Source organism: Agathobacter rectalis ATCC 33656, from assembly GCF_000020605.1.
Lineage (GTDB): Bacteria > Bacillota > Clostridia > Lachnospirales > Lachnospiraceae > Roseburia > Roseburia rectalis.
In genome coordinates this window covers 1,952,355-1,966,997 of record NC_012781.1, presented here as the reverse complement: position 1 = coordinate 1,966,997, position 14,643 = coordinate 1,952,355, and the positions used below count along the sequence as shown (strand labels likewise).

Sequence of the window (14,643 nt, the reverse complement as noted above, 5' to 3'; positions counted from 1 at the left end):
GGAGGCATGATATATGGCACTGGTAGTAGAACAGCCGATAGCAACCTTCGATTTGAGCGAGATTGCCAGGGGCGATTTGGTCTATGGCAAGCATCGCACATGGCCGGAAGGTAAAGCCGGATTTGTAACATCAGCCACCGAGAAGGAGCTGATCGTCCAGTATCATCCGGGTATCGGCAATGTAACTAATCACTTTCGGATTCCCATTGATGAAGCGGTAGACGCTCAGTGGGAAATCCGATATTCACACGATATGTCGGAGGTCAAGACCTACGGCATCGAAAAGCAGGACACTGAGGAAGGAGCGACAGAGTGAAGCTGGAAGAACTGATTCAGAAAAGGTTCGTCAGTACGGCAGCACTCGCAGAGAGGCTTACAACCTACAACGGTGTGCCTGCTGTTTTTAGTCCGGAAGCACCGGGCGACGAACAGGATGGGTGGGGCGGTGAAACGCAGTACCCTATGGTAACTTACAACTACGACCTGCAGGCAAACGAAGAACGAAACAGTGCCGGTAGTCTTTCGGTATCGATATTCTGTCAGAACACAACAGATGTATTCCCGGAGGACATAGCGCCTATCGTGAAGGAATGCCTGCGTGATGTGATCCTTCTTCCGGAAGGCGGTACGCCGTACTGCTTTACCTGGGCGAGAACGGATGCGTTCACTATGGGCGAGGATGCAGGAAAAGCCGGTGTTGTAATCGGCTGTGAAGTCAGATTTGACATCCTGGAATATCCGTCTATGGAAACGTCCGACCCGGACCCAGTAATGGCGGTTGATAAGTACATCAAGGAATTGTACCCGAAATGCCTGGTGATGGGGTATGACCGGATGGAGGAGATAACCGAAGCCTCAGCGGATCAGCCGGTGGTTTACTGCAGACTGATTTCATCTGAGAAGCAGGAAGAAACGAATACAGTAGCTTGGATGGACGGTAGAATTGCCGTCCATGTTTTGTGCCCGGAAAGCACAGTGAGATTGAAGATGGCCGCAGATATTGCCAACCATTTGTCACTCGACGGAGAGGTAATTATGCTGGACTATTCGCCTATGTTCATCAAGAGACTGCAGGTGAATTACAAATCTGACTACTTGAAGGAAGGCCAGGTATTCATCACAGGTCACTATGGATTGCTTAGGTACAAGGCTAAGCCTCACGTGCTTATGGCAGCTCATGGAAATTACAGTTAAGGAGGTAAAACATGGCTAAGGAAACAGCAACTCCGGCACCTGCTGAAACAAAGGCAGAAAAGAAGCCGGAGAAAAAGGCCCCTGCAGAGTCCGTTTACACAGTAAGCGAGCTTGCAGGCAACGCAAGAAGCGTATTCGGCACAATGCAGGAATGCGTTGTAGCCGCTCTGAAAACTGACGGCAAAGCCGAGTACACAGTATCAGAGGCAAAGGAAATTGTAAGCAAGTTCTTACAGAAGGAGGTTAAGTAAAAATGGCAGGAACATTCATTTTAGGCGAAACTAAGGTGCGTCCCGGTACCTATTTCAACATTCAGAAGAAAGGCGGAAATGCCGCTGCTGGCGTTATGAATGGTGTTACCGCAGTAATCTTCCGTGCAGATTTCGGTCCTCTCAACGAGGCAATCGAGTTATCTGCAGAGGATGGCTACGAAGGAACATTCGGTACCGCACTTACTACGGACGCAATGAAAGAGGCAATCGCCGGTGGCGCAAAGACGATCATCGCCTGCAGAGTCGGTAACGGCGGCACTCAGGGCAGTATCAAGTTGCAGGACAGCGAAAGCACAGATGCAGTAAGCATCACAGCAAAATATCCCGGAGCAAAGGACTTTGTAGTAACAGTCCGTGAAAAGCTCTCAGACAGCACTCTCAAAGAGTGCATTTTTTATGCTGGTACAACAGAGTTTGAGAAGGTGGAATTTACCGCCGGAACAGACGAAGCTAATGCCCTTGTGGATGCGCTGGCGTCTTCCAAGAATTTCAAGGCAGAGGTTATCAAGTCCGGCACCGTAACATTACAGAACGTGTCTCAGTCCCAGTTTACAAAGGGAACTGATCCACAGGTAACGAATGGGGACTACTCCAATGCGTTTAAGCAGGTAGAGGCGTATGAGTTTAACACAATCTGCGTCGATACCGAGGACACTTCGGTACATCTGCTTCTGCAGAGCTTCATCAATCGTATTTTTGATGCGGCATCCCTTACACAGGCGGTCGTTGCCGAGAAACACACGGTAGACCTGGAAACAAGGGAAGCACACGCCGCTTCATTCAATGACGAGAAGATGCACTACGTCCTTAATGCCCATGTGAATGAGCAGGGTACGGAGATCGACGGTTATCAGACTGCAGCACGTATTGCTGGTATGATCGGCGCAGTAGCGGCAAACTCTTCGCTCACTCATACAGTAGTCAGCGGCTTCTCCGAGATCAAGGAAAAGCTGACAAACACTGAAATGATTGCCGCAGAGAAGAAAGGCTGCCTGGTACTCAGCTATAACAAGGCTAAGCAGGTGTGGATTGATAATGCGATCAATACCCTCATTACGCCGAAGGACAACCAGGACGACGGCTGGAAAAAGATTCGCCGTGTTAAGACTCGTTTCGAGCTTATCAGACGTATCAATACCACTTCTGACAACCTGGTAGGCAAGGTAGACAACGACACCAACGGTCGGGCAACTGTAATTTCTCAGCTGCAGGCAGTCGGTGATGCAATGAGAGAGGAAGGCAAGCTGGTAGCCTGCACAGTAAGCGAGAGTTCCGCTTACACAGCAGACGGTGACTCCGCATGGTTCGACATCGATGTAATCGACAAGGATTCTATGGAGCATATCTACCTCAGCTTTATTTTCCGTTTCAGCACCAATGAGTAGAAGGAGGTAAAAAGCGATGATTAGAAACGAGAGAGCCGCCGGTGACTCAAGACACGCACGTACCGGTAAGGATGGAGCGTTCTACAGTGAGGACGGCGTTTTACTTGCGACAGTTGATACGTTCACATCTAACGTGAACTACAACAACGCCAAGTACAGTGTGCTTGGAGACGCACAGGAACACGAGACAGCCAACACATTTGCTGTCAGCCTCACGATGTCTCAGATCGTAGTGGAGGACGACCAGTTCTTTGTAGAGGTCATGGAGGCATTAGAGACTCAGATCCCGCCGCACTGGAACTTCCAGGGTTCACTTCTCGGACGTAATGGTTCAGAGGAGCGTGTGGTTTACAAGGAGTGTATCCCTTCCGGACAGATCGACATTCAGAATGTCACTGTCGGCGATGTTATCAAGAGAAACTGGAACTTCTTTGTCAACAGACCGCCTAAGTTACAGTCACTACTCGGCGTAGACAGATAAGAGGTACCACATAAGAAACCAGTAGGGGAGCCGGAGCGGTTCCCCTTTATTTAATCAAAAAGAATTGGAGGACATTCAAATGGCTAAAGAATTTGTAAAAGGCGTAACAGTAGGCGAGGCAACAGCTGAGGAGAATACTCAGCCTGCAGTAAGCACAGTGGAGACAAACGAAGAGGAAACAAAGCAGGTAATCAGAGCGAATGAGGAGGACTTCATCGCAGGTCTGATTGCGGCTGCAGATTTCGCTTCCGATGAAGAGGAAACACAGAGGATTGAGATTGTCAGAAACGGCAAGCTCGCTTTTGCATTCTCTATCAGACCTCTCGGCTCAGAGGAGTACGACAAGTGCCGTAAGAAATTTACAAAGTATGTTCGTAATAAGCAGCTTGGTATCAAGATGCCGGAGGACACAGACCGTATCAAGTACCAGTCAGCAATCATCCACAAGGCGACTATCGCAGAGGATAGAGAGAAGTTATGGGACAACAAGAAGGTATGGCAGGCACTTGAAAGCAAAGGATTTCAGATTATGTCCGGCCTGGATGTAATCGAGTACACACTTAAAGCTGGCGAGAAAGACCGCATTATTGATGCGATCGACACCCTCAGCGGCTACGAGAGCAACATTGAGGAAGTAGCAAAAAACTAATTGAAGCGGGGGGCAAGATGTGCTTGCTGCATCACATATTCCAAAAGACAGGAATAACCCCCGATGAATTTTACGAGAAACCGAAAGGCGTGCAGGCGTTCATGCTTGCGTCTATGCGGATAACCCTAGAATCACAGAAAGGAGGTAATGACGGTGGCGGAAACACTTAGAATCGAAATTCCTATTGAGACGGTCGATAATACCGATCCGGGAGTCTCCAATGCTACGAAGAAATTCGAGAAGATGGAACGAGCGGCCAATAGTGCGAATAGTTCAGCCAAGAAAGCGAGCGACACAGTTTCCAAGTTTGACAAGCAAGCTCAAAAAACCGAAAAGAGCCTGGCAAGTTGGGCGAAAGAAAAGTACGAAGTCCTGCTTGAAGCGAAGGAACGGATCAGTCCGGTACTCTCTACGCTGGGTAATGGGTTAAGGGGTTTTGCAGGGAAAACATGGAGCGTTACAATGCGAGCGATTGACCTCATAACCTCCCCGGTTCGAGGGATCATAAACCTGTTGAAGAATCCGATCTTCCAAGTCGGAGCGGTCCTGGGAGTCAGTATCGGTCTGAAAGACACGATAGAGACATACAAGGACTTCGAGGCCGCAATGTCACAGGTCCAGGCTATAAGCGGAGCCACCAGCACAGAGCTTGTCAAACTGACGAATAAGGCGAAGGAAATGGGTGCAACCACGAAATTCACAGCCGAAGAGTCAGCGCAGGCGTTTAACTACATGGCAATGGCTGGATGGAAAACCGACGATATGCTGAACGGTATCGAAGGCATTCTCAGCTTGGCGGCAGCTTCCGGAGAAGATTTGGCAACGACATCCGATATTGTTACGGATGCGCTTACGGCGTTCAATATGAAAGCTGGTGATGCCGGACACTTCTCAGATGTATTGGCAGCGGCTGCATCAAATGCGAACACGACAGTCTCCGGAATGGGCGAGACTTTCAAATATGCAGGTTCTATGGCAGGGTCGCTCAGTTACTCCATAGAAGATGTTGCCCTTATGACAGGCTTAATGGCAAATACCGGAATTAAGGGAACGATGGCCGGTACGGCACTCAACTCAATATTCACGAGATTATCGACGAACACCAATGGAGCGGCTGATGCTATGAAAGACTTAGGCATCAGCTTTTTTGATTCCAACGGACAGGCCAGGGATTTATCTGACGTGATGGGTGAGTTAAGGACGGCTACGGCAGGTATGACGGCAGAGCAGAAGTCAAACCTGGCAAATACAATCGCAGGAACGCAGGCACAGAAAGGCTTGCTTGCTATCTTGAACGCCTCGGAAGAGGACTACAATAAGTTGGCAGATGCCATCAACAATGCAGACGGAGCAGCAGCGAATATGTCTGAAACGATGATGGACAACCTGCAGGGTTCTATCACATTGCTGCAGAGTGCAGTAGACGGAGTGAAAATCTCATTTGGTGAAAGGTTATCTCCATACGTGAGAAGCCTGGCAGATTGGCTTACCGATCAGATGCCAGCGGTTGAATCCGGTCTTGATGAAATGATGGACTGGGTAGATACAAAGGTGGACCGCATGAAGAAGAAATTCCATGACTTAACAGAGTCAGAAGAATGGAAAAACGCAGATTTCCTCGGCAAGGTGAAACTGAGCTGGGATGAATTTATTGCTGATCCGTTCAAGGAGTGGTGGGACACCAAAGGAAAGTCAAAATTTGCTGATTTCGCCGGAGACATCGGAAAAGGCATCGGTAGCGGAATTAAGATCGGAGTTATGACAATGCTCGGTATTGACATCTCGGAAACATTCGACGAGGGAACCAGCATCGGAGCGTCGTTCGCTAAAGGATTCTCAGAGGGATTTGATTTCGATGCCGTGTCTGCGAAGTTGATGGATGGACTCGGTAATTTAGTATCAAATGCGGGCAAACTGCTTCCGGGCGGTAAGTCTGCAGATTTGTCGTCTGTATTCTCAGCGGTATTGCTCGGTAAGATTGCCAGTCCGTTTATCAGTCTTGGCAAGGGAGCAATCAGCCTGGGGAAAGCAGGAAAGACGGTATTAGGTTCGGGAACCGGAGAGATGGGACTTGGGACAGCGATGCTTGGTTCGTCCGCAATGGGTACCGGACTTCTCGGAAAGTCAGCAATGCTGGCAATCAACCTCGGAGCAGGAAACCTGGCCGGGGGAGCATCACTAAGCGCAGGAGCTTTATCTGCAGTCGGAATGGGTGCAGGAGCAGGAGCGATTGCCGGTGGTGCAACACTCGTAAGTAGTGCAATGGATTTGTATAAATCTATCAAGTCCGATAATAAGGACGAGAAAGCCGCTTACGGTGGTTCAGCCGCTTGGAAAGCAGGCGGTGTAGCAGCTGGTGCGGCGGCCGGTGCAGCACTTGGTTCTGTAATTCCTGGTCTTGGTACAGCGGTCGGTGCTTTAATCGGTGCCGGTGTCGGAGGTATCGCAGGATGGATCAAGGGCAATAAGGTCAAAGAAGAGTACCAGGATAATGTCGAAGAAATGCAGAAGGAAGCCGAGAAAGCTCAAAAAATTTTCCAGGCAACCGGTTTGTCAATCGAAGATGTGCGATTTCAGAATAAGGCGCTGCAGGATGCTATGAACGATAGCGAGGTTTCTGCGGAGCAGTTTTCAGCTATGTTCCAGGAAGAGTGCGAAAACGTGGCAAAGAATGCTTTCGGAAAGGTTAAGTTATCCCTGGAAGAGGTCAAGAGTATTGCGAGTGATATTACATTCGGTGATATGACGGACGGACTGAACACCTTCACAACTGCAACCGGCGACACACAGCAGGCACTTAGCGACCTGCAATCATCAGTATCAACCTTGAAAAAGGAGAACTGGAAAGTCAGCTTAGGAATGAAACTGGACGAACTGCAGAAGGACGATTACAAGAGCGCAATCGAAAACTTCATCAGCGATAGCCAGTCCTATATTGACAACAACCATTACGAGGCTACAGTCGCTTTGAAGCTGCTTACTGGAACCGACGCAGATACCAGTGGTCTCGACAGCTACTACGGCAGCATGAAGAAACAGCTGGACGATTTGGGAAAAGAACTCAGTGGAAAAGTGGATATTGCCTTAGAGGATAGTGTTATCAGTCTTGACGAGTCTGCAGAAATTCAGAGCTTGCAGGATCAGATTTCTGCTATCACAGGAAAGATTTCGCAGGCCAGGACGGATGCGGAATTTGACACATTGAAGATTAAGTATTCCGGCGCAGAGCTGGATATGGATAGTTTCAATGCTTTGCAGGAAGAGCTGCAGACACAGGTAAGTAATGCGTCGGATCAGTACGAGCAGGCACTTACGCTCACGCTCACAAATCTGAACCTGCAGCTGGCAGATGGAGCTATCACGCAGGAAGAGTACGATGCGGCCGTAAAAGAGGCAACCGATGGCTACTACGCCCAACTGAATGAGATTAACGCAAGAGTATCTTCATTCAACCTGGAAACGATTGCAGAGGCGTGGGACTCCTCACTTCAAGGCTATATGCCGGAGATTGAGGGAAGCACAAAGGAGAAGCTGGAAACAGCTTTGAACAATGCGTTGCTGGCACACCCGGACGTACAGACTTGGACTGCAGCTGATGTGGCAAGCTGGATGGGATTAGACAAGCTCAATCTCGATACGGCAGTTCAGACGGACATTGCGACTCAGATTTTGCAGACGGCACTTGCGGTACCGGATGGCACCAAAGAGAAGATTATGCAGGATTTCAAAGATTCTGTACCGACTGCAGAGGAAATCAAGGAAGCAATCGACTGGGATTCAATGACTAACGAGGATTGGACGGAACTCATGGAGTCCATCACAGGTCCGACGGAAGGCGAGTCAATCGGCTTGAATACAGAGGATCTGAAAAAGAAGATGTCGGACTACTACGGTGAGTATTTCGAGAGTGTCAAGACGTCCTATTCGGAAGCGCTTCACAATGCCCTGGAGAACAGCGGCAGTGAAGAAACACTCAGCACATTTATGCAACAGTATATGCAGGATCAGATGGCCGATTTTGATTTTTCAACGGTCATGGAGAATTACGGTCCTATCTCGAACGAGTATTTTGCTACACTGCAGTCAGAGTGGCAGACAGCCGGTACAAACCTTGGAACGTCTCTCAACACAGGAGCGTCAACGAGTCTTACCAATGGCTCGGCAGGATTGAGAACCAGTTTGCAGACCTCTCTCAATACAGCAACGGCAAGTCCGTTCAGCATCAGTCCGACGGTAAACGTAACACCGAAGTACAACCTGCTGACGCTGCCGACAATTCCAACAACGACATCCACACCGGCGAAACACGCTGCGGGTGGTCGAGTTGGTGGCGGTCCTCAGCTGTCATGGTTGGCAGAGGAAGGGTGGGACGAGTTTGTTATCCCGACAAATCCAAGCCGAAGGACAAGAGCACTTGAATTGTACGAGCAGGCAGGCGAGGCACTCGGCGTTTCTAAGCACGCAGAGGGCGGCCGTATAGAAGGCTCAAATTTGAGTGATATGGTATCAGACCATAATTTATTCACTGAGGCGACAAGAAACGCATCCTATGGCTATAACGAAACCACAGAAGGTAATTACGAGGACAACTCAGCAGAAACATTTGCTCCGGTAAGTTCAGAGGTTCCGACCTCAACGCCACAGACCGGTCCGATCAGTGTGAATGTTGCAGTTAGTCCGAATTTCCAAATCGAGGCGAAGGAAGGTCAGAGCGAGGAAGATATTGTTGCCGTAATCAGAAGGCACTTAGGCGAGATCGCAGACGAACTCGGCGGAAACATCGCCGACAAGTTAAGCGAAGTATTCGCCAATATGCCGGTAACAAGCACGAAAGGAGCGTAGGCAATGGATATTAAACTAATTCCGGTGGAAAAGGGTTCAAAGTTTACGTTCCCGGCTCTACCCGAAAAGGTGCAGGGCAAATATGCAGCCAAGTACCAAAGTTTTGACATCATCTCCCTGGGTACCGTAAAGGTACCTAAGGGGACGGATGTTTCAGAGTTTTCGTGGGACGGTGTATTTTTTGGAGCATCAAAGAAGAATGAGGCAATCGTCAAGACGAATGCCTGGAAAAGTCCAAATGAGTGTGTAAAAATTCTGAATGACTATATGTTGAATGAGACAGTGCTTACATTGATCGTAACGGAAACGTGGATAAACGTGGATGTTACGATTTCTTCATTTCAGCCGAGACCGGTTGGAGCGTATGGCAATGTCGAGTATTCCATTACGTTTGTTCAGAAGAAACCGTTGAAAATCTACAGTACAAATGAACTGAAAATTGCGGCGTTTGTAAGGAAAACGAAGCCGAGAGCCAGTTCATCATCGAGCGGAGGCAATTATACAGTAGTCTCCGGAGATACGCTGTGGGGCATCGCTTCAAAGAAACTGGGAAGCGGTACCAAATGGACGACAATTTACGATGCAAACAAGGATACGATAGAGTCCACAGCAAAGAAACACGGAAAAAGCAGTTCAGATCACGGTCACTGGATATGGCCAGGAGAAGTTCTGACAATCCCAGGATAGGAGGCACGCTATGATTGATTTGGCGAAAATCCAGTACCGGGTCGTGGTTATGGACGAAAGTAAGAACCAGTACAACATCAAGGAGTACATCGAAAACCTCGGATGGGAAGAGAACGACGGCGAGTTATCCGTCAGAACCTCATTTGTGGCGAAGAATGATAAGACATCCAAGGGTTACCTGTCGAAGATAATCAAGCCGGGGTGCCTGGTCGGAGTATTCGCAACAGACGGTGCTTCCCAGGACGAGGAAGTAGCACGAGGGTACGTGGAAACGTGGAATCCGGTCGAAAAGAGCGGAGGGCATACGCTGAAATGTACCTGCTACGACGAGCTTTACAAGCTGCAGAAGAGCCAGGACAACAGATATTTCCCTTCCGGAACCGGCACAAAGTCGGCGATAGAAGGGATTCTTGATGATTGGGAGATACCGCAGGGATCATATCAAGGCCCGAATGCTTCACACGGCAAAACGGTGGAGAACAATAAGTATCTGTCAGACATCATCATCAATTTGCTGGACGATGCAGCAAAAAAAGGCGAAGAGCAGTGCTTTGTGCAGGCCAGGAAAGGTAAGACATCCGTTATTCCGAGAGGAAGCAATAAGACGGTGTATGTATTCCGGACAGATAACACGCAGATGTTCAGTCAGAGCATAAGCACAGCAGATATGATTACTAGGGTCAAGGTTGTAGGGAAGGCAGACGATGATGGAAGAACCAGTGTTGAAGCCACGGTAAACGGCGAGACAAAGTATGGTATCCGTCAGAGAATTTATACGAGAGGTAAAGATGAAAGCCTTGCGGACGCAAAATCTGCAGCACAGGAAATCTTGGACGACGAAGGAAAAATCAAAAAGGAGATTAAAGCACAGTCTCCGGATGTTCCGTTTGTCCGAAAAGGCGACCTGGTGTATGTAATGAGTGAGCTGGCTCAGTCGTATTACTACGTGAAAGGCATCCAGCACACGGCAGACACCTACAGCATGACAATGGATTTGGAACTTGCAGAGCCAAAGAAAGAAAAGGCAAGCTCCGAGAAAAAGAAAGATTACAATGTGGGCGACATCGTGAATTTCCACGGTGGAACCCATTATGTGAGCAGCTACCCAGGCTCAAAAGGCTATAACGCCAGGGCAGGAAAAGCAAAGATTACGATTAAGAACGGTTCCGGGAAAGCACACCCTTGGCATCTGATCCATACGGACAGTGGAAGCAACGTGTATGGGTGGGTTGACGACGGAACTTTTGATTAAAGGCAGGTGATACAGATGGATCAATTTGACGGACACCCAGGGACAGCGAAACTGGCGCAGGTGTTAGATAAGAGAACCTCGCAGAAAACAGAGTCTCCGCTGACTTTAGATTTTGGAGAAATCCAGGCAAACGGAAGTTTGAAAACGAACACATTCCCGGTGCCGATCCCGAAGGGAGACTACACGATCTGCAGACTGGCTGCAGGATTGACACTTTCAACCTCGGAACAGAGCTGGCTTGGCAAATCGCCGTCGGGCGTTCCTCTTCATAGCCACAGTGTAACGATACCCGCAGTGAAAGCGGGAGATCGAGTGCTGGTTGCCTGGATTCAGAGCGAAGCAGTCGTAATTGATGTGATTGAGAAATCATAAAGGAGGCGAGGCAAATGTCACAGCCACTATTTCCGGTTGTTGAGGTACCGGATTTTATCTCGGAGGACAGCCAGTACGACACTCAGTACAAAAGGAGTATGAAGTGGAACACGGAACTGGGAGACTTCGTGAGAGATGGGGCGCACCGGATTAAGGAATGCGACGGCAAAGAAGCCTTCGCCATTTGGTGTTTTAAGATTGCACAGACAGAGCGGTACCGCTGTTTGGCGTACCCCGATTCAATCGGTACCGAAATGGAGCGTGCCATGGATAACGACGATGAAAAAACTGTTGAGTCCATGGTGGAAAGAACAATCACAGATGCAATTATGGTAAATCCCCGGGCAGAAAATGTCCGGGATTTTCAATTTACCTGGGAAGGCGATCAGATGCACGTAACCTTCAAGGTAAAGGGTAGCAACTGGGATGAAGAAATAGAGATTAGCTTGTAAAGGAGGTGGAGAGTATGCAGCCGGAATTTAACAGACCGGAGTTCCTGGAAGGAAACTCGGCAGAGGAAATTCACGAGCGAATGATGAATAACCTGCCGGACGACATCGACGATATGCCGGGTGGGTTTCCGTATGATATGACGATGCCTGCAGCGTTGGAAAAAGACGAAATTATCAATTTCCATATCGTAAGGGCATTGATGATTGCGTTCCCGGAATACGCCTGGGATGAATGGTTAGACCTTCACGGTCGCCAGGTACATCTCACAAGACACGAAGCGGAACCAGCTTTTGGCTATGTGAAAATCACAGCTGCAGAAGGAACCGAGATTTTATCCGGAACGGTATTCTGTACGGCGGCAACCGAAACCGGCCCGTCGATTGAGTATGCCACCACAGAGGATGTGGTTGTTGGAGGCGAAGGATCAGTGCTTATACCGGTATCAGCGGTTGAAGCAGGCACAGGTTCTAATGTAGCGGCGAATACGGTCGTGCTAATGATGGTACCCGATAAGAATGTGACCGAGATTAACAATCCGGAGCCTATTCGTGGCGGCACTGAAAGAGAGACAGACGATGATTTTTACGACAGGATCGCTGCAGAGTACGACAACAGCATGACATACCTGGGGAACGATACGGACTATAAGAGATGGGCGAAACAGGCGGGAGCAGGAGATGCAATAGTTATTTCTACGTGGAACGGTCCCGGTACAGTGAAACTGGTGCTGGTAGACGGAAACGGAAAACCGGCCAATGCGAAGCTAGTGCAGGATGTGTATAACTACATCGTTTCTCCGAATGATAGGTCAGCAAGATTGCTTCCTACTGGAACAGCAGAACTGACTTGTGCGGCAGCCACAACGGTTGCCGTAAATTATGTTATTGCAGGACTCAGCTACGATGAAACAACCGGCATCGAGCAAATTAAGGCAGACTTTACGGAAGCCGTGAGAGCGGTCTATGCACAGGCGAAAACCGAAGGAGTTCTAAGGTACAACGATGTAAGACCGTTGATTTCTGCAATCGCAGGAGTCGAGGACTTTGAAACATTCACGATGAATGGGAAAATGCAGAACATCACTCTGAAAAGCGAGGAGTACCCGGACACCGGTACCCTTAATTTTAGTTAGGGGGTGTGAATGTGGAAAAGTTTGATTTAGAGAATTTCCCGGTCAGCGAGAGTGCAAAGAACATGATTGCCTCAGTTTCAGATGGCTTTTACGACAATTCCTATGTCGGAAAGTGGCTGTATGAGGTCATGGGCCAGGAATACGACACGGCAAGAGAAATAGCTGAGGATATTCTAAACCAGCTGTTTCCGGAAACTGCCACATGGGGACTGATGTACCACGAGATTAAGTGGGGACTGCCGGTGCGAGAAAATCTTCCATACGAGGAGAGGCGACAGCTGATTTACCGGAAGAGAGACTACCGGGCGCCGATGACACCGTATCGGATGGAAGGGTACTTAAAAACCGCTACCGGATTTGATGTACGAATTGCAGACATCAACGATCCGGGAGATTATGGTTTTGTGGCGCCACACCCGAATGTGTTCAAAGCATACTTTATGGGCGAAGGGACACTTGCATCAAAGCGAGCGAGAGCTATGCTGAATGAGCTGAAACAGTCACACACGATGTTTACGATGAATGACCGAACCGAGATTGTATCAGACAATCGGAACTTAGAGGAGATGAATCTGAAAAAGATAATCTTCCATATCGCAGAGTCATTTTGGTATAGCGATCTGCTGGATGGAAGAAAACCGCTGGACGGTTCCAGCCTTCTCTATCCGTATATGAGATACAATCTGATGCTTGGTTTTAAGTATATGCTCGGTGGATTTACAACCCCGACAGACGCAGACCTGCAGAAGGTAAAATTCAGAGCAGAACAGAAAACAGAAAATGATGTCAAGGCAGGAGCAATCCGGATCGCCTCGGACATCATTTTTTGGAATACGCACCTATTGGATGGTTCGTGGGATTTGGACGGCTCACACAGGCTTGATGTTACACGAGGCTATCAACTGGGCGTTGCAATCGTTGCAATGGTTGCCTGCGCCTACAACAAGGTCACAGACTCAATGAAAGTAAGAAGTACATACGGCTTACGGTCAAGTTCGGATGCCAGGGCGGCGATTCGTTCGGAGTTTGAGGCTGATTTTTGGAACACTGTCTATTTGGACGGAAAGCTGCTACTCGACGGCAACGCTATGTTGGAGCACAGAGGCGGCAATAAACGACTTGAAGCTGCAGTTACGCATCACATGGGAATCGAAAGAGAAGATATGGATGTGGAGGCACAGGTCATTACCAAAACAAGGAATTACTGGTTTCTTGATGGCAGCAATGCGCTGGACGGAAAGAAGAACCTTAATTCAATCTATAGAAAGGAGTATATCCAATGAGTACAGAAAAGAGCAAAAACGTGGTGGTCACGAAGAAAGCTAGGGAGAACCTGGTTAAGGCACGTGCCGGAGCCATTACGCTTCCGAAGATTATCGGTATGGTGTTTGGCGAAGGCGGTGTAAGCAGTTCCGGTACGGTCATTGCGCCGACGGAATCTCAGTCTAAGCTCAATAAGGAATTGTTCCGCAAAGCCATTGATGGTTACACATTCCCGAATGACACAACCTGCAGATACGAATGTACCCTTGCAGAGAGTGAACTTGCTGGAAAAGAGATCAGCGAAATCGGATTGTATGACACCAATGGCGACATTGTGTGCATCAAGACTTTTACCAGGAAGGGCAAGGATGATGATGTAGAACAGACATACGTGCTTGACGACATCTTCTAAGCCAGGAAGGAGGCAAAACGTGAAAGATTACACAGTAAAAAGCGAGACTGCGGTATTCTCTGACACTATGAAGATTACCGAAACGACAGACTCGAACCATGCGAGCAATATCAATGCAGGACCTATGTGTGCATTTGAAAATACTATTGCAAATCGCAGGGACATCACAAAAATTCAAAATGCTAAAGCGCAGCTGGCGTTCGATGAATCGGACGGCGGCTTAAATATTATCATCAAGGAGGGTTAAAA

The 14,643-nt window shown here is 48.6% G+C and carries 15 protein-coding genes; all 15 read left to right on the top strand.

The window, feature by feature from the left end:
* Nucleotides 1-13 precede the first annotated feature (13 nt).
* The 15 genes from EUBREC_RS09485 (at nt 14) to EUBREC_RS09415 (ending at nt 14,641) form a co-directional block, all read left to right on the top strand.
* Nucleotides 14-316: a DUF5026 domain-containing protein gene (locus EUBREC_RS09485; RefSeq protein ID WP_012742939.1), complete on the top strand. Its 303-nt coding sequence runs from the start codon at nt 14-16 to the stop codon at nt 314-316.
* Nucleotides 313-1,194, top strand: coding sequence for a hypothetical protein (locus EUBREC_RS09480; RefSeq protein WP_012742938.1), 882 nt, complete (start codon nt 313-315; stop codon nt 1,192-1,194). The genes EUBREC_RS09485 and EUBREC_RS09480 overlap by 4 nt, the downstream gene beginning before the upstream one ends.
* 11 nt (nt 1,195-1,205) lie before the next feature.
* Complete coding sequence (locus tag EUBREC_RS09475) at nt 1,206-1,445, top strand: hypothetical protein (RefSeq protein ID WP_012742937.1); 240 nt, start codon at nt 1,206-1,208, stop codon at nt 1,443-1,445.
* A gap of 2 nt (nt 1,446-1,447) precedes the next feature.
* On the top strand, nt 1,448-2,851 hold the full coding sequence (locus EUBREC_RS09470; RefSeq protein WP_012742936.1) for a phage tail sheath subtilisin-like domain-containing protein: 1,404 nt from the start codon (nt 1,448-1,450) through the stop codon (nt 2,849-2,851).
* 16 nt (nt 2,852-2,867) lie between these two features.
* Entirely contained in the window at nt 2,868-3,332 is a 465-nt protein-coding gene (locus EUBREC_RS09465; RefSeq protein ID WP_012742935.1) for a hypothetical protein, read from the top strand.
* 79 nt (nt 3,333-3,411) lie between these two features.
* Nucleotides 3,412-3,981 carry a phage tail assembly chaperone gene (locus EUBREC_RS09460; RefSeq protein WP_012742934.1) on the top strand — a complete coding sequence of 190 codons (570 nt, stop codon included), beginning with the start codon at nt 3,412-3,414 and terminating at the stop codon, nt 3,979-3,981.
* Nucleotides 3,982-4,134: 153 nt separating this feature from the next.
* Complete coding sequence (locus EUBREC_RS16650) at nt 4,135-8,823, top strand: phage tail tape measure protein (protein ID WP_049757234.1); 4,689 nt, start codon at nt 4,135-4,137, stop codon at nt 8,821-8,823.
* A gap of 3 nt (nt 8,824-8,826) precedes the next feature.
* Entirely contained in the window at nt 8,827-9,510 is a 684-nt protein-coding gene (locus EUBREC_RS09450; protein ID WP_012742931.1) for a LysM peptidoglycan-binding domain-containing protein, read from the top strand.
* Nucleotides 9,511-9,520: 10 nt separating this feature from the next.
* Complete coding sequence (locus EUBREC_RS09445) at nt 9,521-10,762, top strand: XkdQ/YqbQ family protein (protein ID WP_012742930.1); 1,242 nt, start codon at nt 9,521-9,523, stop codon at nt 10,760-10,762.
* 15 nt (nt 10,763-10,777) lie between these two features.
* A complete protein-coding gene (locus EUBREC_RS09440; RefSeq protein ID WP_012742929.1) occupies nt 10,778-11,134 on the top strand; it encodes a hypothetical protein in 357 nt (118 codons plus the stop codon).
* A gap of 14 nt (nt 11,135-11,148) precedes the next feature.
* Nucleotides 11,149-11,586, top strand: a complete 438-nt coding sequence (locus EUBREC_RS09435; protein WP_012742928.1) for a DUF2634 domain-containing protein — start codon at nt 11,149-11,151, stop codon at nt 11,584-11,586.
* Nucleotides 11,587-11,600: 14 nt separating this feature from the next.
* Entirely contained in the window at nt 11,601-12,719 is a 1,119-nt protein-coding gene (locus EUBREC_RS09430) for a baseplate J/gp47 family protein (protein WP_012742927.1), read from the top strand.
* Between the two features lie 11 nt (nt 12,720-12,730).
* Complete coding sequence (locus EUBREC_RS16645) at nt 12,731-14,002, top strand: putative phage tail protein (RefSeq protein WP_012742926.1); 1,272 nt, start codon at nt 12,731-12,733, stop codon at nt 14,000-14,002.
* Nucleotides 13,999-14,394 (top strand): phage tail-collar fiber domain-containing protein, encoded by a 396-nt coding sequence (locus EUBREC_RS09420; protein ID WP_012742925.1) that lies wholly within the window; start codon nt 13,999-14,001, stop codon nt 14,392-14,394. Before EUBREC_RS16645 ends, EUBREC_RS09420 begins: the two co-directional genes overlap by 4 nt.
* A 19-nt stretch (nt 14,395-14,413) precedes the next feature.
* Nucleotides 14,414-14,641, top strand: a complete 228-nt coding sequence (locus EUBREC_RS09415; RefSeq protein ID WP_012742924.1) for a hypothetical protein — start codon at nt 14,414-14,416, stop codon at nt 14,639-14,641.
* The last annotated feature ends 2 nt before the right edge of the window (nt 14,642-14,643 follow it).